This is a genomic window from Niallia alba (genome assembly GCF_012933555.1).
GTDB classification, from domain to species: Bacteria; Bacillota; Bacilli; order Bacillales; family Cytobacillaceae; genus Niallia; species Niallia alba.
In genome coordinates this window covers 72,500-94,316 of sequence record NZ_JABBPK010000001.1, presented here as the reverse complement: position 1 = coordinate 94,316, position 21,817 = coordinate 72,500, and the positions used below count along the sequence as shown (strand labels likewise).

Here is a 21,817-nt window from a genome sequence, read left to right as displayed (position 1 = left end):
CTCACTCGGTTCCTTCTCGATAAGATTGAATAAAGTTATGCAAGATTTCCATACCAGCTTCAGTCATAATAGATTCCGGATGGAACTGCACGCCTTCGACTGGAAGCTCTTTATGCCTAAGCCCCATAATCTCCCCTTCTTTCGTCCAAGCAGATATTTCCAAACACTCAGGTAATGTTTCTTTTTTTACAATCAAAGAATGATAGCGTGTAGCCGGGAACGGATTAGGCAAACCTTGAAAAATAGTTTTGCCATCATGATAGATAAGCGAAATCTTTCCATGCATTAAATTGCCTGCTTGTACAACCTCTCCTCCAAAAACTTGTCCAATTGCTTGATGACCAAGACATACACCAAAAATCGGTAATTTACCAGCAAAGGTTTGAATAGCTTCCAAACTAATCCCTGCATCATTCGGAGTACACGGTCCAGGAGAAATCATTAAATATGCTGGGTTGTTCTTTTTTATTTCCTCTATAGAAGTTTCGTCATTTCTTTTTACTTGTAATTCTTGTCCTAATGAACCTAAGTATTGCACAAGGTTATAGGTAAAAGAATCATAGTTATCAATCATGTAAATCATTTGCTACCACCTAATTTCTCTTCCGCTAATTCTTTCGCATTCCACAGCGCTCTAGCCTTTTTCATTGATTCTTTGTATTCATTTGCAGGTATAGAATCAATCACTATTCCCGCACCCGCTTGTACATATGCTTGGTTGTCTTTCACCAGCATCGTTCTAATCATAATATTTAATTCCATATCATGATTAAAGCCAATCCATCCTAATGAGCCAGTATAAGGGCCACGACGCACTGGCTCTAATTCTTCAATGATTTCCATTGTGCGTATTTTCGGAGCTCCCGTGATTGTTCCACCCGGAAACATGCTATCAATAAGATCAAATTCATCTTTCTCATCTGCAAGTTGCCCTTTTACATTGGATACTATATGCATAACATGGGAATACTTTTCAATTACCATAAATTCGTCGACTTGCACGCTCCCGTACGCACATACTCTCCCTAAATCATTTCTTTCTAGGTCTACTAACATAACATGTTCTGCTCTTTCCTTCTCACTCTCGATCAACTCACGAGCAAGTACTAAATCCTCTGCCTCATCCTTCCCACGTGACCTTGTTCCCGCTATCGGACGTGTGCTTACTTCTTTTCCCTTCTTTTTGACAAGAAGCTCTGGTGACCCACTAACTAACTGAAACTCAGGTGTATGAAAATAGCCCATATAAGGAGATGGGTTTAATATTCTTAGTTGCTTATAGACATCGAGCGCAGACACGTGCAACGGTTTAGCCTGTCGAACAGATAAATTAACTTGAAATACATCACCCTGCGAAATATATTTCTGAATCTTGCGCACAGATTGTTGAAATTCATTATCTTCAATCGATACCTTTACACCCTCAGACTTTACTACATCACCTTGTATTTGTTCCTCTTTACTTTCGCCCCCCCATCCTAATGCATAGGTTTCGACTTTATCCCGAACGATGGCTAATTGATTTTCTTCATATAACCCAGATATCCATAATTCATTTTCTTGATGATCATACGTAAACCACTCTTCAAATAACAAAAAGAATACATCCGGGATATCCATATCATCAACTGTCTGATTAGGAATCTTTTCGATATATCGAATATAGTCATAGCTAATAAACCCGAGTGCTCCTCCTTGAAACTCAGGCAGCTTCGGATCAGCTTCTACAACATAATTATTCATTACCTCTTTAATCGAATGAAGCGGATTGCCTTTGATTAATACAATGCCTTGTTTATCTATCACTTCTAACCGATTATTTCTACCTATCATTTTTACTACAGGGGAAATAGCACCAATGCTATATCTGCCACCCCGTCCACTTTCTAATAAAACATAATGGGATTCATCTTCAGCAAGTGTTAAAAAACTCCTAAAAAACTGCTCATACGAGAGAGAAATCGTCTTACTATATACCTTGTAATTCTTCAATCAGGCTTCGCTCCTTACGTTTTTATATGTTCTCATCATACAGGATGAACAGAGAAAAATACAAAAAAATCATATGTTTTTGTGCTTAACTATTTAACATTGTTTCAGCATAACAAAAAACAAAAAGCCCCCTTTTTAAGGAGGCTTCTGTAAGCTTAACTTTTATTATTCTTCTTCATCAAATTGATAAAGAGGTGTGCTTAGGTAGCGTTCTCCGTTACTTGGGATAATCGCTAATACTTTTTTCCCTTTTCCTAGCTCTTTTGCAACTTGTAACGCTGCGTAAATAGCTGCACCTGAAGAAATCCCACCTAATACGCCTTCTTCTTTACCTGCACGACGCGCATATTCAAAAGCATCTTCTGTTGAAACTTTAATGATGCCATCGTATACTTCACTATTTAAGATATCTGGAACAAATCCAGCACCAATTCCTTGGATTTTATGCGGTCCTGGTTTTCCACCTGACAGCACTGGAGAATCAGCAGGTTCTACTGCATAAATTTTGATATCATTATATTTTTCTTTTAACACTTCCCCAGCACCAGTGATTGTTCCACCTGTACCAATACCAGCAATGAATGCATCTAAACCTTCATCACCGAAAGCATCCACAATTTCTGGTCCAGTTGTTAACCTATGTACTTCAGGATTAGAAATATTTTTAAATTGTTGGGGAATAAAATAGCCATTTTCTTTTGCTAATTCTTCTGCTTTGCGGATAGCTCCACCCATTCCTTCTGGTCCTGGTGTTAATACTAGCTCAGCACCATAAGCTTTTAGCAATCTACGACGTTCAATGCTCATTGTTTCTGGCATAACTAAAATAGCACGGTAACCTTTTGCTGCAGCAACCATAGCAAGTCCAATACCTGTATTTCCACTTGTTGGCTCAATGATAGTGCTACCTGGCTTTAAATCCCCGCTTTTTTCAGCAGCTTCAATCATCGCTAACGCAATACGATCTTTTACACTGCTTCCCGGATTCATGTATTCTAATTTTAAATAAACATCTGCACTAGAATCATCCACTAAACGATTTAATTTTACAATGGGTGTTCCACCGATAAGATCTACTACAGAATTTGCGATTTTTGACATTTGCAATCTCCCCTTATCTTTATTCCGAGTATTTTAATTGGTTTTATAATATTAATTTACCAAATGGCACCTTCATTTGTCAATCTATATGTTTGTATTTTCCGAAAAATTAATTATATTTCCATTCCCAAAAAACTCTCTCCCTTTCAATAAAAAAACACCTTGAAAGTGGTGGAAAACAACCAGCCTTTCATGGTGTTTCAATTTTTCTTCTTACTTCGCCTCTTCAAGTAATTTTTCTAGCTCGTCTTTGTTAAACATATACTTCTCATTACAGAAATGGCATTCAGCTTCCGCTTGTCCGTCTGTTTCGATAATATCTTCGATTTCTGCTTGCCCTAAGCTAATAATAGCATTAGAAAATCTTTCTTTCGAACATGTACACGTAAATGAAATAGGCATTTTTTCAATTACTTTTACATTATCTTTTCCACAAACCTCTTCTAATAATTCCTCTGGTGTTAAACCTTTCTCAATTAACTTAGAAATAGGTGGTATTTCGCTTAGCCTATTCTCAATTTTCGTAATCGTATCCTCTTTTGCACCTGGCATTAATTGAATAATAAATCCTCCTGCAGCTAAAATGCTGTCATCCGGATTTACTAACACGCCAACTCCGACAGAGGAAGGTACCTGTTCTGAATTAAACAGATAGTAAGTAAAATCTTCTCCAAGCTCCCCTGAAACGATAGGAACCTGACCGGTAAAATAGTCGCGCATTCCGATATCTTTTACAACAGATAACGTCCCTTCTGTCCCAACCGCTCTTCTCACATCTAATTTCCCATGCTCATTTAAATCGAAATGAACTTGTGGATTGGTAACATATCCACGTACTTCGCCTTTTGCATTACCATCAACTAGGATAAGCCCAATTGGACCGCCACCATCGATTTTCACTGTTAATTTTTGATCTCCTTTAAGCATTGCACCTAACATTGCTGTTGCTGTTAAAGATCTACCTAAAGCAGCTGATGCTGTTGGCCAAGTATGATGTCTTCTTTGCCCTTCTCCAACTGTTTCTGTACTTCTTACTGCATATGCACGAACTTCACCATCAAACGCTAACGCTTTTACTAAATAATCACTCATAATTTACTCCTTTATCTTATTCCGTTTCCAAACAGTTCATCTTTTCATTTTGCTATTTTAGTGTATCCTTATTTTTTTTATAAATAAGCTGCAATCCCTTTAATGTTAGAAACGGATCTATTGCATCAATAATATTTGATTCTTTGGCAATAAGGTTTGCTAATCCTCCTGTTGCAATAACCTTCGGCTTAACAACACTGTCTTCCTTCATTCTCTTCACTATGCCTTCAACCTGTCCTACATAGCCAAAAAGAATTCCTGATTGCATCGCAGAAACAGTATTTTTACCGATTACTCCTTCTGGTCTCGCAATCTCGATACGAGGCAATTTAGCTGCTCTAGAATACAAAGCCTCTGTAGCTATATTAATCCCCGGCGCTATAGCACCACCCATGTATTGCTTATGTTCATTTATATAGCAGAAAGTCGTCGCTGTACCAAAGTCAACCACGATCAACGGGCTTCCATATTCATGAATAGCTGCGACCGCATTAACAATTCGATCTGCCCCTACCTCTTTCGGATTATCATATTTTATGTTTAAGCCGGTTTTTGTTCCTGGACCAACTACTAACGGTTTCAATTGGAAATACTTTTGGCACATTCTTTCTAATGAAAACATGATTGGAGGAACAACCGATGAAATAATAATCCCATCAATATCCGAAAATGTTAAACCAACATGGTCGAATAGAGATTTAATGATCATACCATACTCATCTTCCGTTTTATAACGATTTGTTTCGATTCTCCAATGATGTTTTAATTCTTCTTTATCATATACACCTAATACTATATTTGTATTTCCAATATCAAAAACAAAAATCATTATGGTCACCACTTCTTTATTAATATAATTCTATTTACCATATAGCTTTCTCTTTACTTATTATTAGTATCTTTTCACACCTATCACTAACACCTTACCTAAGCTATATGTAAACGTTCATGTTCAATACTGGAAATATCATAACATACAACAGGAAAGAGACAAAGCCTAAAGCAACAGCTGCTATCTATACACCTATTATTGTAGTATTAACAAATAGATAAAAAAGGACACGCTTTTAAGCGTATCCTTTTTACTGATGATCGAGATTTACTCGTCTCTATCATCCTTTTTATTAATATTTACCTTTACATCCTCTGAACCTAAAGTAGTATCTACCTGTTTCGTACGATCTGGCAGAACACCGTCTTTATACAAACTATTGATTTGTTCTGCGTCCAACGTTTCGATTTCAAGAAGTGTTTCAGCGATTAGGTTTAACTTCTCACGATTTTCTGTAAGAATTTGTTTCGCTCTTTCATAACACTCTTTTATGATTCGTTGAATTTCTAAATCAATATCATATGCAATTGCATCAGAATAATTTTGTTCATTATTTAAATCTCTGCCTAGGAACACTTGACTTTGTGCTTGACCGAATTGTAATGGTCCAAGCTTATCACTCATCCCATACTCTGTTACCATCTTACGAGCAATCCCTGTAGCTCTTTGGAAATCATTATGTGCTCCGGTACTTACTTCACCAAATACGATATCCTCTGCCACACGACCACCAAGTAATCCAGTAATCTTATCAAGAAGCTCTTGTTTTGTCATTAAGAAACGATCTTCCTTAGGAAGCATAACTGCATATCCACCAGCTTGACCTCTAGGTACGATTGTTACTTTATGAACCATATCAGCCTCATCTAACACAACACCGATAATTGTATGACCTGCTTCATGGTAAGAAACAATATTTCTTTCTTTTTTAGAAACAACTCGGCTTTTCTTGGAAGGTCCAGCAATAACACGGTCTGTTGCCTCATCCATGTCTTCCATATCAATTTTCTTCTTATCAGCTCTCGCAGCAACAAGCGCTGCTTCATTTAGAAGATTTTCTAAATCAGCTCCAGAAAATCCTGGTGTACGCTGAGCAATGCTTTTTAGATTGACAGACTCATCTAAAGGCTTATTACGAGCATGTACACGTAAAACTGCCTCACGACCATTAACATCTGGTCTGTCTACCGTAATTTGTCGGTCAAAACGACCTGGACGTAATAATGCAGGGTCTAAAATATCAGGACGGTTTGTAGCAGCGATAATAATAATACCTTCGTTTGCACCGAATCCATCCATTTCAACTAATAGTTGGTTTAAGGTTTGTTCACGTTCATCGTGTCCTCCACCTAAACCAGCTCCACGCTGACGACCGACTGCATCTATTTCATCAATGAAGATAATACAAGGAGCATTTTTCTTCGCATTTTCGAATAAATCACGAACACGTGAAGCCCCTACCCCTACAAACATTTCTACGAAGTCAGAACCACTGATGGAGAAGAAAGGTACGCCAGCTTCTCCTGCAACCGCTCTAGCAAGTAGTGTTTTACCTGTTCCTGGAGGTCCATTAAGAAGGACTCCTTTTGGTATTCTTGCACCTAGCTCAGCAAATTTACGTGGATCTTTTAAGAATTCCACTACTTCTACTAGTTCTTGCTTTTCTTCGTCGGCTCCTGCTACATCATTAAAGCGAACTTTTTTCTTTTCTTCATTGTAAAGCTTTGCCTTACTTTTACCAAAGTTCATTACTCGGCCGCCGCCGCCACCTTGGGCTTGATTGAGTAAGAAGAAAAATAAGATGAAAATAATCACAAACGGGATAATTGAAGTAAAGAATGTGATCCATCCACTTGTTTCTTGTGCAGGCTGAACATCGATATCAGAACCTTCTGTAGCAGCTTTCAAGATCACTTGAGCATTTGTTTCATTGTTTGTTACATAAGAAACAAATGTTTCATTTTCTTTGTAGCCCTTTAATTTCCCTCGTACTTCAAGTACACCTCTTTCAGGCTGCTGCGTTATTTCTGCAACATCACCAGCTTCAAGGTGATTTATTAATTCAGTATATGTTAAATGCTTGGTAGGCTGATTATTTCCATTGAAAAAACTAACCACACCGATAATTACTAAAAAGATTAATAAATAAAAAATGGTATTACGAAAAATACGGTTCATCCCTTACCTCCTCCCACGGTAAACAAACTATAGAGTATAGTAACATAGAAAATTAAGTAAATTCAAGGAATTACCCTTTCTGGATCTGAATTCCTTTCTTTTATCCTTATTTACTATCACTTGCATAAACTTCCGGTTTTAAAACACCAATATAAGGTAGATTACGATATTTTTCTGCGTAGTCTAATCCATACCCCACAACAAAAGCGTCTGGCACGTTAAATCCTACATAATCTGCTTCAAGATTCGTTTTTCTACCAGAAGGTTTATCAAGAAGAGTCACAATTTTGATTGATTTTGCTTTACGATAACGGAACAACTCTACAAGATAACTTAATGTTAATCCACTATCAATAATATCCTCAATAATTAGTATGTCTCTTCCTTCAACAGAAGTATCCAAATCTTTTAAAATTTTTACTTCTCCAGAAGAAACAGTAGAGTTACCATAACTTGATACATCCATAAAATCCATCTCTAGGTATGTATCCACTCGCTTTAAAAGATCGGCCATAAAGGGCATAGCACCTTTTAACACTCCAATTGCCAAAGGAAATTTATCTTGATATTCCTCTGTAAGTTGAAAAGCCAAATCCCTGATTTTACCTTGTATTTCTTCTTCAGATATCAATATTTTTTCAATATCGTGTTTCATTTCTTGTGTGCCCCCTAGAAGATCATTGCTTTTTATATGTTATTAATAGATTACTACCACTATTCGTATTACTATGAGAATATATCGATTTTTTTAGTCCTGGTATCCAAAGAATTTCACCATTACTATCTGTAATAATTGGCCAATTCTCTCTTTCATGGATTGGAATCTTCTCATCTATAAAAATGCGGTTCACTTTTTTCTTACCATTCATCCCTTTTAAATGGATTCTATCGCCAGCGCTTCTTGTACGGATAATAAGAGGGAAGGAAATAGAAGAATCCAAAAGAATACAATGATTATCAGTATGATGTTCACCGTCTATATATTCTACCTTAATATTATACCCATTTGGTAATAATAACTCTCCCATTTTTGATAATTCATAATAAAAGGATTTTGTTGGAGAAAAATTAAGCTGAAAATGAAGATAATGGTACGACTTTTTCACTTTCAGACCATTCGGGAGATCAATATTTCCAGAAGAATGAGGACTCTTAAGTAATATCATCATTTGCTCAGTATGTAATGCGGATAATGAAATAGGCATCTCGTCATAGAGATAATTTAATATTAGTTGAATACATCTTCTTTGTAAAGGAATAGCTATTGAAAGAAATCGATTAATATCAACTACTGCTTCCTGTTCTCGTTTTTCGACTAATATAAATGAAAGCCTTTCTTCTGCCTGCTCCATTAAATAAGCTTCATCGTCTGCTAATTCTTCACTAAACCGCTGGAAATGCTTTGCCGCGTGTATGTTTTCTTTTTTCAAAAAGGGCACAACATACTTTCTATATCGATTGCGGCTGTATGTGTCTTTTTCATTGCTTGGATCTCTTCTTGGATTTAAATTATGTACTTTACAATATTCCTCAATGTCGTCCCTTTCTAAACATAAAAAGGGACGAATAATATTTCCTGCTCCGAAAGGACGGATAAAAGGAATTCCAGCTCTCGCCTTACCTGAACTTCCTCTCGTTAATCGCATCAGAATTGTTTCTATTTGATCATCGCCATGATGACCTAATGCTAAATAGTCTAAATTAAATTCTTTCATGATTTTTTCATAAAAAGAATATCTACATTCTCTTGCCGCTTTTTGTGAGTTCATCCCTGTTTTTTCAATAAACACTGGTAAATTTATTCTCTCCCAAGAAAAGGGAATGTTCCTTTTTTCACAGAACAATTTTACAAATTTGGCTTCTTCTAGCGACTCCCCCCCTCGAAACATATGATCAACATGCCCGGCATAAACCTTGATTTTCCACTCTTCTTCTTTTGTCCATAAAAAATGAAGAAGTGCTAAAGAATCGGGGCCCCCCGACACTCCAACTAAGATTTTTTTTCCTTCTAAAGTCACTTTTTTTCTTTGCAGGTAATTTGAAACTTGATCCTCAAACATTTCTGATTACTTCCTTATCACTATCACTATTCTACCAACACTGATGTTATTACTTTTTCATCAGAGATTGTAGTCTACTATAGTCAAGGATATCACTTTTTTAAAAGTGATACCAAAGACAATTCTCTAAAATTGTTAAAATTCCTCTTTTCAAGTTAATTGACCATATATATACAAAATATAACAAATAGAAATAAGAATAATGATAAGAAAAGATTCGACCCAACCAGCCTTTTTCTTCTTTTTAGCCATATTGCTTCTTGTTTTAGTAGATTGAGTAGTTTGCCCTCTTACTTGCCGGGAGCTATTTCTATTAGCTCCCGCTGTTACGGTGCTTCTATTAGGTTTTGTCGAATCTCCACTTGTTAATTTTAAAAAGTCTAATCGCATTTCTTTAGCGCTTTGATATTTTCCGGTTAACGCTTTTTGAAGAATTCCCTCATAGCGCACGAGACCCTGTTTTTGTCGAATCATCGTTTGCAGTTGTTTCAGTCCACCCACTGTTTTATTAAACCTTTTTGGATAATAAAGATTGAGCATAATCATGGCGACAGCAAATAAATCATAACTTGGCTCTGCCTTTCTTGTACCTAGCCCCCAATACCCTCTATCAAAGAACTCTGTAAATTCTTTAATCGCTCTACCGGTAATGGTTGTTCCGCCTACATCAATACATCTAATTTTTGTTGGAGGTCCTGTAATAATCAGATTCTCTGGTTTTAAATCTCCAAATATCCAATTATTTTCATGAAGGTTTTGTAAATCTTTTAACAATTGAATCATTAACACATCAACCCATGATCCTTCCTTATGTTGAATAAATGTTAGTAAATCAGGTCCATTGATGTATTCCATTACATAAAAAGAAATAGTTCCTCTATTCGTTACCCAATCATCTACATCTATTAAAGAAGGTCCAAGGCTATAACCTTGGACCTTTGCAAAGGACTTCAACACATTTACTTCGGAAGTTATAGATACACTATTATTACTTAATTTCAAAGCAACTTTTCCTATTCTGGAATCTGCCAAAAAAACAGTACCATTCGCTCCATAGCCAAGCTCCTTTATAATTGTATACTGCTTGTTATGCCACTTTCCTTTTATTACTGTACCACTATTTATTTTAAATTGACTCTTCGATGTATTCATCATCATTTGAAATCAAGCTCCTTAATGAGCGCTTATGCTTAAAGTAACGAACTGCTTCTTTTAAAGCTGGACCTGTCGGTGTAATTCCTCCTGTCGATAATTTCGGAAAAATACTTGTAAGAGATTCTAAACGAGGAGTCCAATCCATTAATTTTTCGACATCTTTCTTTTTCCCGGGAAATACAAATACAGAATAGCGGTTTTCACCAGATCTAGCATTCAAGCTTAAGGACAAATCAATTAATGCTTCCTTAACTGTTGGAAGTTTATGCTTCATACTAGCACTTGTATCCAATAAAATTAGCACCTCAAGTTCGACTGTTTCTCCAAGTTCGTCAACAACCTCCATTACTTCCCCTCTTTTTTCTGGCGGCAGATCCTCCATTGTCTTTGAGGAACCTAGAATTTGCTGAAGCTCTTTATTTACTACTCCTTGCAGCGTTTGGGTCATTGCCTTTTTCGTTACCATTTGGACAGTCTGACTTAATTGTTGTGCGTATACTACTTGACTGACACCGCCCCCAGAGAGTGCAATGCCTTCAATTTCTTTCATACCTTGTTCATCAATTGTATCTTGCTCCATGACTCCAATAACATTGACTGTAATTCCTTGTTCACTAGCTAATGCTGCCATCGCAATAGGATCTTCTCCTTTATTTGAGCATCCATCTGTGATAAGCAAAATTTGCTTTAACGTACCTGTTTTCATAAATATCTCCCCTCCATCTTTATGAGTTAGTCCCATTTTCGACGAAAAAGGAAGTATTTATACCCTCATATGAAGGATAAACAGAGGATATAGAGTGAAACTTCTCTCAGTGGGGGTTAGTTGAACCAATCGGACCTTTACGGACAGTTGATGTCCCACCAATCTCATAAGCTTGTGGGGATGTCCGTTAAGAGTGGATAAAATAAAACTAACAACCATGCTTACCCTTTACGCTGGTTGTTAGTTGAATAAAACAGTATTATTATTATCAATTTTATTAAGAAGGCTTCCATCAATGGTTTTTCTTTATCCCCCACCTAGTTTCCTTGATTTCCCACAGCTCGCGGTTGGGTATTATTACTGTCCAGTGGGATAAATGTTTTGCAAGTTACCAAACTTAATTTGCCATTTGCTTAAAGCCTTTTACTGGAATAGATGCCCATTTAGGAATATTATGATCAATTTTTGCAACTAACACCGTCATATCATCCTCAATTAACCCGAGACGAGATCGTATAACCTCCTCCATAATTAAATCGGCTACCTCTTGAGGATTTTCTGTCTTCAATTCTTTGATTTTTCTCTTCATCCAAATTTCAAAGTTTTCAACATGTTTTGGCCCTTCAAAAACACCATCACTCATCATAATTAACAAATCTCCGGCTTTTAATTGTTCACTTACAACATCGACATCAAATTCTTGAAGGATACCCATTGGTAAATTACTTGCCTGTATCTTCATTATTTTCGAACCTCTTTTAATAAAACTAGGCGTAGAACCAATTTTCAAAAATTTCACTGCTGCATTTTGGAGATCAATCATCGCTAAATCTAAAGTTGAAAAAATTTCATCTGTTGTTCTTAAAGAAAGAATGGAATTAATCGATTTTATAGCAACCTGTTCCTCAATCCCTGATTGAAGAATTTTTTGTAATAATTGAAGTGTTTCTTCACTTTCTACATGGGCGCGCTTACCATTACCCATTCCATCGCTTATGGCCATTGCATATTTTCCTAATCCTAACTCGATTGTAGAATAGCTGTCTCCTGATATAAATCCACCATCCTTGGCCGCATGGGCAACACCTGTCTCCACTGTATAAGCTTTTGCCGACCGAAATGTTGCATGACTGTAATCATTAGAATACTCGGAAACCTCCTCTTTATTGACAATAATCGTTTCTCCAAGAATATCAGATAGCATCGGTGCAATTAGTTTTTCACATTCTCCATAGCCTGTATTATATGGAATCGTTATATCGATATCGACATTCCCCTGTTCCAAACTATATATTTCTACATTTTCAATATGAATACCAAACTCTTGAATAGCCTCTAGTATTAATTCTTCCTGCTTATAATGATTTTCTCTTTCTCTTTGAATTTCTTTCGCAAAGTCACCCATTACTTCGGATACACCGAGCAATTGATCGGCAACTAGTTTTCTGCTTTCCTGCACTTGTTTTTTTAATTTTTGATTAGCTTGATACAATGTTAGTTCTTGATGGATTGCATCAGTTACCTTCTTCGATCTTGTACAATGCTTATCCCATTCCCTTGAAAGACTAGGAGAAATATTTCCACCAGTATCAGCCATTTCAGTCATAATATCTTTCATATAATCATAGGTTGTATTAAAGTTACGCGCCCAGCAATGTTCCTTTCGAAAGCATGTTTGGCATGTTTTTTCCGTAACATTACTTAAAAAGTAGTCTAACTCCTTATCTTCCTCCTCTATCATCTCACTTATGTTGGGAGAGGAAAAACTTTTAGAGAGTGCCTGAAAAACATTGGAAAATTGAGAAACTCTTTGTGCTGTAACGTCTCTCATCTTTCTCATATATTGCTGTTGTTCTTGGGAATATTCTGCTGTTCCAGGTATATGCTTTGCAATGCGAGAGGTCAAACTTTTTGGTGTTAAAAGGAATAGGAAAACAGCTATTGTCGTTTCCATTAAGGAAACGGATAAGACGCCTCCTCCTTCTCCATACATTCCAATTAGAAGCGTAGCAATAAACAAGCCCAGTGCCACACCAATCTTCTTACCTTCTTTCAACAAACCACCTAAAAGTCCTGAAAAAGCTAATAAGCTCATATGATAAAAGCTAGAAATGCTTGCAAGACTAAAAATTAATCCAGTTACCACACCGACAGTCGATCCAATAGTTGCCCCAGCAATAAAGGAAAACACGAGAACTAAATAACGAGACATAATATGTTCAATTGATAAGCCATAAACCGCCCAACCAATTGTTCCGGTCATAATAGAAGCTAGCATGATGATAAGACATACAATCTCTTCTGTTTTTAGTGCTTGTCTCCTTTTATTAACGGTCATCAGGGGTAGGCTTTGCAAAAAGATTAATGTTAGAATATACCCAAGGCTTCCTTCTACAAACGCTAACATTCCACCATACAATGTAAAACCATTTGTTAAAAGATAGGCTTTCACTAAGCTGCCTAGAAAAACAAGCCCAAACACAAATACCGGTACAAGTTGTTGTTCTTTACTTTTCCAATTCAAAATGATTTTATAGCTAATCAAAAAGAAGAAAGACAAGACAAAATTAGAAGCAGCCTCAGTTATCCCTAAAGTGGCCGCACCAGCTATTAATCCAATAAGGGCAAGTGGGGCTTTATCTTTCCTTGATAGATACACAGCTGCAAAAAATGGAAGAGCAAAAGGAGTAAGCTGCCCTAATATTAAGGCACGTCCAAGCAAAAAACCAATGATTAGTAACAAATAACCCTTTACTAAAAAGAAACTCTCCAATTTTGTATTAAATTTATGAACAAATGAGCTGAAGCTATCCCGCGACTTCCCAAAATCAACTTCACCAATCGGATCGATTATATCCCTTTCTACTTTCTCCATAAAACCACACTCCCTATCAAGTATCGTTGCTCCACATTATAGAAGGTAGCTATTTAAAAGTTTGTCAAAATAACGAAGCATTTCCAACTTTTCGCTCGACTTCTTTCCTCCATTTTTTTATCGAAATACAAAATTCGATAGAATCTTTCTAGTTAGATTTGTCAGGATATTCAATAAAAAGTAGCTACCCTATTATTGGAAAGCCTTCTTTATTGGGAACGGGGTATATGTGAATCGTCTTATTTGCTGTCACCATTTTTACATTTATTGCTTATTTTTGTCAGTTCATGCAATATGTTTTTTTAGATTCTTTATTCGTTAAAACTATTTAAATAGAGTAAAAACTAATATCCTAAATAAATGATTAAAATCTATTGACATTATATTTATTTCTTTGTATTATATTAATTGTCTTGTTAATATTATGGCGGTGTAGCTCAGCTGGCTAGAGCGTACGGTTCATACCCGTGAGGTCGGGGGTTCGATCCCCTCCGCCGCTATCGAAAAAAACCACGTAAATTTACGTGGTTTTTTTTTGTGTTTTTTTATCAGGAATGCTCTAAAAAAAAGCAAGCCGATTTGGCTTGCTTAAGCTATGGGAATATATAAACGATAAACCCTGCTATCTATTGGTTATTCAGCAGCAAGTTACCCGCGTCTAGCGCCTCTTCCCCCGCGTTTCGACTCAGTATTTCTTTTCAAAGAAGCTAATCGATCTTCACTATCTTTTAAGAAACGAGCCATTTTCGATTCAAAATTCTCTTTAGGAGCACGATTATCATTTGATTTTGCATTACGTGACCTTTGAGAATTTCCTCCGGAATAGCCGCCTCTCGATTCTCTTCTTTCTCCGCGTTCGTATTGTGGTCTCTCTGGTCTCTCTGGTCTTTCCGGTCTTTCTGGTCTATCCTTCGCCTTCTTGATAGATAGTCCAATTTTTCCATCTTTCTCGACATTAATAACTTTAACTTCGACTTCATCGCCTACTTTTAGGTGTTCATTAATGTCCTTCACATAATTGTCTGCGACCTCACTAATATGAACAAGACCTGTTGCGCCTTCTGGGAGCTCAACAAACGCACCAAAATTAGTAATTCCTGTTACCTTTCCTTGTAACTTGCTGCCTACTTCGATTGACATAAAAAAGTTTTGCCTCCTTAAGGATATAAAAAATCGTACTTATTTATATTATACAGAATGGAAAAAAAGAGTGTCAATATTACTGACAACCTTATTATTTTCCAGTTGCGTTTTTTGCTTCTTTTTCAGGGATATTAAAAATAATTTCCCCTTTTTGTGATAATAATAAATCTTTCCTTGCTAATTTAGCTAAATATTCTTCATCGTTCAATCTAGCAATTTGATCCTTTAGGTCTGCTTCCTGCTTCTCCAATGCAACAAGTTGTCCTTCTAACTGTTCTTTCTCTGCTCTTTTTTCTTTTAAAGTGGAGCTTTGTGATATGAGTGTGGAAATCATGATAAAGCCAATAACAGCAGCACAAACAAAGAAGGTTGTCAGTCGGCGCATCAATAGCTTTTTCTTTCTGGCTCCACTAAGACTATCAGCTTGATGCTGTAGATTATATTCTGTTGGAAATGTTGTAACATCTGGTTTTCTTATAGCACTCATATGAGGCTCCTCCTTTCATTATTTTTTTCTATTAGCTATCCATTCTTTCAAATAGTTCTTTATTTTAAAGTAATATCCTGCCAATTTACTAGAGATTCTCTCGACGAATAATTTAACCTTTTTCGGCATAATTAGCCACAATAGGGATAAAAGCCATTCTATTGGTTTTAATAGTATCCTTATGATAAATCTTAATACCCTAATTATACCACTGACAAGTGCCATAAGTCCCTTGCCTAATGCAATTATTATCGACAAAAGAAAAAAAACAATAGATTTAATTGGTCTATATACGATATTAACTATTATCTTAATCAAAAAGCGATACGAATGGATGCAAAAGGAAATAATTCCTTTTAAGAGTCGAAGATAAAGAGCTTGAAATAAACTTTTGTACATCGCAAAGCCTAATAGCAAGGCTAAGACCAAATAAACGCGAACCTCTCCCTTATTTACTAGGAAAAGGACATAAAACATCAGAAGAGCTTGCAAAATCCAGAAAAGGATATCATGGATAAAAACTATACTTCTTTTCCGTGTCGGTCTTTTCAAGAAGTATTGATATGTATCTAAACTTATCCCAAAGAATAGGCCCATGCTAACCATAGCTAGCATGGTCATAAATTGTGTAGAAAGTGTCATCGGAATATCTTGCTAAAGAATCCCTTAGCCTTATCTCCACTTTGATCGTCTACATAAACTAAATCAAATACCTTACCTTTGATGGAGACGATTCCCTTTTCTACATCCAGATTTTTCATTTGAAGATTTTGACCTCTAATGGATAAAAAACCCATTACCGTTTCAAGTATAAACTCTTCGTTGTCAAAGCTTTCCACTTGCTTGACTCCTGTAATATCTAGCAGCTTTCTTCCTCTCATAATCACGTCATGTTCCACCATATTACTTTTAGTCGTATTTGAATCATAATATTGGCTCATCATTATCCCTCACAATCACTTAGTACAATCTCTACTTGTACAAATATATGTGGACAATAATAAATTTAGAACAAGCCTTATAAAGGATGTGAGGAGAAAATAACTCTACCTTGTTTATTACCAATAATAAAGCTTAATAAACTTAAGCTTTATTGCAAAATCTTCTTAAAAACTGCTTGAAATTAAGAAAGTGTCTCTTCTTTAATTATTTTGTACATATTCGCAGCATCTTCTTTTTTTGTTGATTCCTGCAACATTTCCACTTTAGCAGTTACCAACTTTTGACCGAAACGAACCTGCAGCTCATCGCCGACCTTCACATTTGTACTTGCTTTTGCTTGCTGTCCATTTACCAAAATCCTCCCCTGATCAGCAACTTCCTTTGCTAATGTTCTTCGCTTAATTAAGCGAGAGATTTTCAAGAATTTATCTAGTCGCACCCTAACAGCTCCTTCTTAACGTTATTTTTCCTTTGCTTCATTCCAAAAACCGTCTAATTCCTCTAAACTCATATCGCTCCAATCTCTTTCAGACTCCTTCACCTTTTTTTCTATATAAGAAAAACGCTGGAGAAATTTTTTGTTTGTCTGGAAGATGGCAAGTTCAGGATCTACTTTATAAAACCTAGCAATATTTACCAGTGAAAATAAAACATCGCCAAATTCACTTTCTATCTGCTCTCTATTATTTGCCTCTTTTAATTCCTCTTGAAACTCAAGAATCTCCTCTTTTACCTTTTCCCAAGCTCCTTCTACATTCAGCCAATCAAATCCTACCTTTGCAGCTTTTCTTTGTAATTCATAAGCCTGTAATAAATTAGGCATTGCACGGTTTATTCCATCTAAGATAGATTCTGTTTCTTCCTTCGCTTCCTGTTTTTTGGCATTTTGCCAATGCTTCATTACATCATCGACCGATTCTGCTTGTTCTTCCCCAAATACATGTGGATGTCTGCGAATCATTTTATCGGAAATTCCTTCAATTACATCATCGATTGAAAAATATCCCTCATCTTCTCCTACTTGACTATGAAGCATTACTTGTAATAACACATCACCAAGCTCTTCAATAATATGGTCTATGTCCCCTTCATTGATTGCCTCAATTAATTCATAGCTTTCTTCCAATAAGTATTTACGCAAGCTTTCATGAGTTTGTTTTTTATCCCACGGGCAGCCATTTGGCCCACGAAGTTCCGCTATTATATGTCTAAGCTGGGAAAATTCTTTATAAAGCAACTTTTCCTCTTGAACAGGTGGCACATATATACTTGTTAAATTATTTAAATCGATCTCTCTATCTAATTCATGTAGCTCAATTTCTTTTATTTTTTCTAAAATACTTCCAGCTGCAGTGACAATCTTAATTGGATAATCATATGGCAGTACATCCATTAGCGTTAATTTCACTTCAGATGCAGAAAAAGCATCATAGACTTGGCCAATAATCAAATGATTTCTAAGCTGGATGCTTGAGCGGTCAAGAGCTGTTCCGTCTAAGAGTTGAAACCCTTCAATTGGATCTATTCGCAATGCTTGAAAAATACTGTCTAGAAAGCTTTGACCCCCAGCAATTTCAATCGAGACAATTCCTTCTTTATCCTTTTCTATTAAGAGCTGGACCGTTTTTTCTGCAACAAGCGGATGACCTGGAACCGCATATACAATGTCTGTTTCCTTTGCTTTCTCTAATAGAACTTCAACGATTTCCTTATATACCGCTTCAAATTGTTCATGCTTCTCATAAATAGAATCAAAAGAATGAAAAATAACTCCTTCTTCTTCAAGAGTTGATATGACGGGATGATCATTCGTCCGTACATAAACAGCTTTATTCTCATCGATTAGACTGCGATAGACACCTAATGGCAGCTGATTTATATCCCCTGCACCTAATCCAATAACCTTTATTTGCTTCATTTAGTTCCCTTCCTTTTTTTCGGTAAAAACCATTTTAGTTTACTTCCTAACGGTAATAGGGATAATTCCTTTTCTTTAAAAACATTACCTCGCAACACAATAACCACATATATTATTCCACCTATTATGACACCAGATAATGCTTGGATAGCACTTTTTATACGTTCATGCTCTATATATTTAAGCAGCAGAGAGGAAAATGGTATATATCCTTTAAGGACAAAGAACATAACAAGACTTGCTCCGCTGATAATCAGTATCTGCTTTATGTCCATAAGCGGCTCTTTGGCTATTCTTCTCAATTTTACCATCATTAAAAGCAAAATCATAAATAATACAATAAGAGATGCATAAGCTGCCCCGTAAATTCCATAGGAGGAAACAAGTACGATGTTAAGCACATATTTTCCAACAAATCCTAATATGATCAAAATTGCTGGATATAAAGAATGGCCTAATCCCTGAAGAATGGCCATTACTGTAGCAATAATGGCATTAAGAAAAATGACAAAAAATAAAATAGTAAGAACATCTGAACCAGCATCATTTTTAAATAGCATACTGTTTGTTTCATTTATGATGCCAATTAAGCCAATCGTTGCCCCAAGACCAATAAAATAACTGACTAAGAGAGAAAAATGAATATTCCCCATCAGATCTTTCTTACTTGTCTTTTGACGATCCTTCGTAATTAGGGGAACAATGGTTAAAGCCATAGAAGTGGAAATAATACTTCCAATTTGAATAAGCGGCTGCCCCCTGTCATAAACCCCTTTCATTACTTTAGCACTTTCATCAGCCATGCCAGTTTCGATTAATAAAGAATATAAATTCAAAGAATCAGCGAGTTGCAATAACACCAATAACATACTACTAATGGAAATAGTAATGCCTTCGTATATTATTCTTTTACATAGTACACGATTCTCCTTTTCAAAAAGAAGAGAAAACCGAAAAAGAGAGAAGGATAAAGAAGATTTTCTATAAAAATGGATTAAGACTATTAGAGAAAGCAACCCACCTATTACAGAACCAAACATGGCGCCAGAACCAATTGCATATAAGGAATATCCTTGATAGGAAAAAAAGACAGCCACAAATAAGATAATCCCCACTCTCATTAGTTGTTCACTTACCTGGGACACTGCGGTCGGAATCATATTTCCTTCTCCTTGAAAAACACCTCTCAATATAGCAATGAAAGGAGAAAAAAGAAATGCAAAAGAAATAACCTTTAACAAAGATGCCAAATAAGGATCACCCATCAAAGAGGCTAGCCTACCTGCATTTAAAAACAAGACAAGAAAAGCAACAACCCCGATTGGAACAAATAAGAAAAAAGAGGAACTCACAAGTCTATTTATACCCGATTGATTCCCCTCTACTTTCATTTCCATATACAATTTTGACAGCACAACTGGAAAACCATATGTAGATAAAGCAATAATTACCCCATAAAAAGGATAAACCTGCTGATAGATATAGAAGCCTGTATCACCAACAATATTTTGAAATGGTATACGATATACAGCACTCAATACTTTAGTTATTAAGGCAGCGATCATTAAAATAAAAGCGCCTTTAAACCAGACATTTGATTGCGAAGTCTTCACATGTCTAGCTCCTTCCATAATTACTTTCGCTTGTATTATAGCATAGTTAGATGGAAGATGTGTTCTTACATACAAATCCATTTATTACATATATTAACACAATAGAGGTAAAGATACTTTCCATGAGCAGCCCTGTTGCCTGGAAAGTATCTTTACCTCTACAAAAAGAAGCAAAACTAATTACATAAAGCTTAATAATAAAATAATAAGCAACGGAAGAAAGATGATAACATACCCAATAGGATTAGCAAAGTTTAGCGTCCATCCAATTCCAAAACGCTTTTCAACAAAAATAGAAGGATCATTTTTATTAAAGTAAAATAAGCCTCCCTTCCAGTAGCTATCCGTATCAAAAGAAGAGATTTCTTGTGTGGGGTGTTCCTTTCCATCCAACCCACGATTTAGTCTTTCTACCTTTATCGTAAATAGAATTGTCCCAATTAATATCAATACGGTAATGAGAATAGGAATAAGGAAAAGCAAGTAATCACTGAAGATATTATTGTATAAAGTTGTTAATTGTAAAAGGATAAAAAGCACAGTTACGGCAATAGAAGTAAGAAAACTGAACCAGCTTGAATATTTACGATACTTTAGCTGTCTATGCTTGGATGCTTGTTTATTGTTAGCAATCATTTTTATCCCTGATTTTTTTGTGGCAATATTAATTCCTAGAAACATAATCTGCATCGTTAGTAAAACAAGCAGCAAAGTCACAGCAGATAGGGGTGTCTTTGTTGTAAATCGATCTGGTTTCCCATCCGGTCCCCAGTGAACAGGTATTTCCGCTGGCAATATGTGATACTGCGTTATAGTAAAAAGAAGGAATCCTACTGTAATGATCATTGGAATAATAAATACATACCAAGGAAGCATCTCATCCTTTTGCCTAACTCCCAGTTCTGTTACATTGACTTCCTTTAGCTGCTCCTCCCACTTATTATCACGCTTTAACCAAAGCATTTTCCCATGAAAATAAAAATAAAGGCTTAAGCTCCAAAATAACATACCGAACAATAGTGACGTTCCGATAATGGCTACTTGATCTGCTTGGATATTATTAGCAGCTTGCCAAATGCAATAAGCAACAATACTAAGAATGGAGGGGATAATGACAAAAAGTGAATATCGTTTTTTATAGGTAGAAATTTGAGGATGCTTTATTTGTGTACTTGGAACTGAAACGCCAAATACGACTGTCTTTCTTATCAGAAAGGGGATGGCTGCTTCAAATAAGACCGTTATTAACAACATAATAATAAAAATAATAGCTTCCATTTTTTATGCCTCCTTCATTTTTTGAATAATCGATTTCATTAATCTTGTTATTTCTTCCTCCTTCATTCCTAGTACGATGGCTTCCACAATTGCCGGTTTTAAACTATCAGAGACTCTGTTCTGTTCTTCTGCTGTCACTCTCCTACTAATTGTCCGTATAACTGCACCTGATTTAGGAATAATTTGAATTAGTCCCTTTTTTTCTAATTGATGGTAACTTTTATTTACAGTATGCATATTGACACCCAAATCAGCTGCCAACGAACGAACAGAAGGTAGCATATCTCCGTCCTGTAATTCCTTTCTTATTATCCCTATCATAATTTGCATCGTAAGCTGTTCATAAATCGGCATTTCTAATTCAGGGTTTATTTGAATATACATCATCATCCACCTTAAACTGTTATACACTTATTATAACAAATTTGTTATAGTTTTAATAGAA

General features: G+C 35.9%; 20 protein-coding genes and 1 tRNA gene. 1 reads left to right on the top strand and 20 read right to left on the bottom strand.

Features of this window, described 5'->3' with window-relative positions:
• Window position 1 precedes the first annotated feature (1 nt).
• The 11 genes from pabA to spoIIE form a co-directional block, all read right to left on the bottom strand.
• Entirely contained in the window at window positions 2-583 is a 582-nt protein-coding gene (gene pabA, locus HHU08_RS00470) for an aminodeoxychorismate/anthranilate synthase component II (protein ID WP_169187590.1), read from the bottom strand.
• Complete coding sequence (locus HHU08_RS00465) at window positions 580-1,992, bottom strand: anthranilate synthase component I family protein (protein WP_169187589.1); 1,413 nt, start codon at window positions 1,990-1,992, stop codon at window positions 580-582. Before HHU08_RS00465 ends, pabA begins: the two co-directional genes overlap by 4 nt.
• 165 nt (window positions 1,993-2,157) lie before the next feature.
• A complete protein-coding gene (cysK, locus tag HHU08_RS00460; protein WP_101728763.1) occupies window positions 2,158-3,093 on the bottom strand; it encodes a cysteine synthase A in 936 nt (311 codons plus the stop codon).
• A 213-nt stretch (window positions 3,094-3,306) separates the two neighbouring features.
• Window positions 3,307-4,185: an Hsp33 family molecular chaperone HslO gene (gene hslO / locus HHU08_RS00455; RefSeq protein ID WP_016204760.1), complete on the bottom strand. Its 879-nt coding sequence runs from the start codon at window positions 4,183-4,185 to the stop codon at window positions 3,307-3,309.
• 52 nt (window positions 4,186-4,237) lie between these two features.
• Entirely contained in the window at window positions 4,238-5,014 is a 777-nt protein-coding gene (locus HHU08_RS00450; RefSeq protein ID WP_169187588.1) for a type III pantothenate kinase, read from the bottom strand.
• Between the two features lie 270 nt (window positions 5,015-5,284).
• Window positions 5,285-7,195 (bottom strand): ATP-dependent zinc metalloprotease FtsH, encoded by a 1,911-nt coding sequence (ftsH, locus tag HHU08_RS00445; RefSeq protein ID WP_169187587.1) that lies wholly within the window; start codon window positions 7,193-7,195, stop codon window positions 5,285-5,287.
• A gap of 106 nt (window positions 7,196-7,301) precedes the next feature.
• Window positions 7,302-7,850, bottom strand: coding sequence for a hypoxanthine phosphoribosyltransferase (gene hpt, locus HHU08_RS00440; RefSeq protein ID WP_169187586.1), 549 nt, complete (start codon window positions 7,848-7,850; stop codon window positions 7,302-7,304).
• A 22-nt stretch (window positions 7,851-7,872) separates the two neighbouring features.
• On the bottom strand, window positions 7,873-9,255 hold the full coding sequence (gene tilS / locus HHU08_RS00435; RefSeq protein ID WP_169187585.1) for a tRNA lysidine(34) synthetase TilS: 1,383 nt from the start codon (window positions 9,253-9,255) through the stop codon (window positions 7,873-7,875).
• Between the two features lie 150 nt (window positions 9,256-9,405).
• Window positions 9,406-10,413 carry a protein kinase domain-containing protein gene (locus tag HHU08_RS00430; RefSeq protein ID WP_016204755.1) on the bottom strand — a complete coding sequence of 336 codons (1,008 nt, stop codon included), beginning with the start codon at window positions 10,411-10,413 and terminating at the stop codon, window positions 9,406-9,408.
• Window positions 10,382-11,116 carry a vWA domain-containing protein gene (locus HHU08_RS00425; RefSeq protein WP_169187584.1) on the bottom strand — a complete coding sequence of 245 codons (735 nt, stop codon included), beginning with the start codon at window positions 11,114-11,116 and terminating at the stop codon, window positions 10,382-10,384. The genes HHU08_RS00430 and HHU08_RS00425 overlap by 32 nt, the downstream gene beginning before the upstream one ends.
• Window positions 11,117-11,513: 397 nt before the next feature.
• Window positions 11,514-13,991 (bottom strand): stage II sporulation protein E, encoded by a 2,478-nt coding sequence (gene spoIIE, locus HHU08_RS00420; protein ID WP_101728761.1) that lies wholly within the window; start codon window positions 13,989-13,991, stop codon window positions 11,514-11,516.
• 426 nt (window positions 13,992-14,417) lie between these two features.
• On the opposite strand from spoIIE, the gene HHU08_RS00415 reads away from it, so the two are divergent.
• Window positions 14,418-14,491 (top strand) — tRNA-Met (locus HHU08_RS00415).
• A gap of 148 nt (window positions 14,492-14,639) precedes the next feature.
• Here HHU08_RS00415 and HHU08_RS00410 read toward each other — a convergent pair.
• The 9 genes from HHU08_RS00410 to HHU08_RS00370 form a co-directional block, all read right to left on the bottom strand.
• Window positions 14,640-15,131 carry a S1 domain-containing RNA-binding protein gene (locus HHU08_RS00410; RefSeq protein ID WP_016204751.1) on the bottom strand — a complete coding sequence of 164 codons (492 nt, stop codon included), beginning with the start codon at window positions 15,129-15,131 and terminating at the stop codon, window positions 14,640-14,642.
• 94 nt (window positions 15,132-15,225) lie between these two features.
• Window positions 15,226-15,621, bottom strand: a complete 396-nt coding sequence (locus HHU08_RS00405; RefSeq protein ID WP_016204750.1) for an FtsB family cell division protein — start codon at window positions 15,619-15,621, stop codon at window positions 15,226-15,228.
• Window positions 15,622-15,639: 18 nt separating this feature from the next.
• On the bottom strand, window positions 15,640-16,263 hold the full coding sequence (gene yabQ / locus HHU08_RS00400) for a spore cortex biosynthesis protein YabQ (RefSeq protein ID WP_169187583.1): 624 nt from the start codon (window positions 16,261-16,263) through the stop codon (window positions 15,640-15,642).
• Window positions 16,260-16,562 carry a sporulation protein YabP gene (gene yabP / locus HHU08_RS00395; protein ID WP_016204748.1) on the bottom strand — a complete coding sequence of 101 codons (303 nt, stop codon included), beginning with the start codon at window positions 16,560-16,562 and terminating at the stop codon, window positions 16,260-16,262. Before yabP ends, yabQ begins: the two co-directional genes overlap by 4 nt.
• Window positions 16,563-16,744: 182 nt before the next feature.
• The gene (locus HHU08_RS00390; RefSeq protein WP_016204747.1) at window positions 16,745-17,002 is read right to left on the bottom strand and encodes an RNA-binding S4 domain-containing protein; all 258 of its coding nucleotides are present in this window, start codon (window positions 17,000-17,002) and stop codon (window positions 16,745-16,747) included.
• A 21-nt stretch (window positions 17,003-17,023) separates the two neighbouring features.
• Window positions 17,024-18,481 (bottom strand): bifunctional methyltransferase/pyrophosphohydrolase YabN, encoded by a 1,458-nt coding sequence (gene yabN, locus HHU08_RS00385; RefSeq protein WP_016204746.1) that lies wholly within the window; start codon window positions 18,479-18,481, stop codon window positions 17,024-17,026.
• Window positions 18,478-20,094 carry a putative polysaccharide biosynthesis protein gene (locus HHU08_RS00380; RefSeq protein ID WP_328822976.1) on the bottom strand — a complete coding sequence of 539 codons (1,617 nt, stop codon included), beginning with the start codon at window positions 20,092-20,094 and terminating at the stop codon, window positions 18,478-18,480. Before HHU08_RS00380 ends, yabN begins: the two co-directional genes overlap by 4 nt.
• Before the next feature lie 180 nt (window positions 20,095-20,274).
• Window positions 20,275-21,372, bottom strand: a complete 1,098-nt coding sequence (locus HHU08_RS00375) for a DUF1648 domain-containing protein (RefSeq protein ID WP_169187582.1) — start codon at window positions 21,370-21,372, stop codon at window positions 20,275-20,277.
• A 3-nt stretch (window positions 21,373-21,375) separates the two neighbouring features.
• Complete coding sequence (locus HHU08_RS00370; RefSeq protein WP_319005187.1) at window positions 21,376-21,762, bottom strand: GntR family transcriptional regulator; 387 nt, start codon at window positions 21,760-21,762, stop codon at window positions 21,376-21,378.
• Window positions 21,763-21,817: the final 55 nt, after the last annotated feature.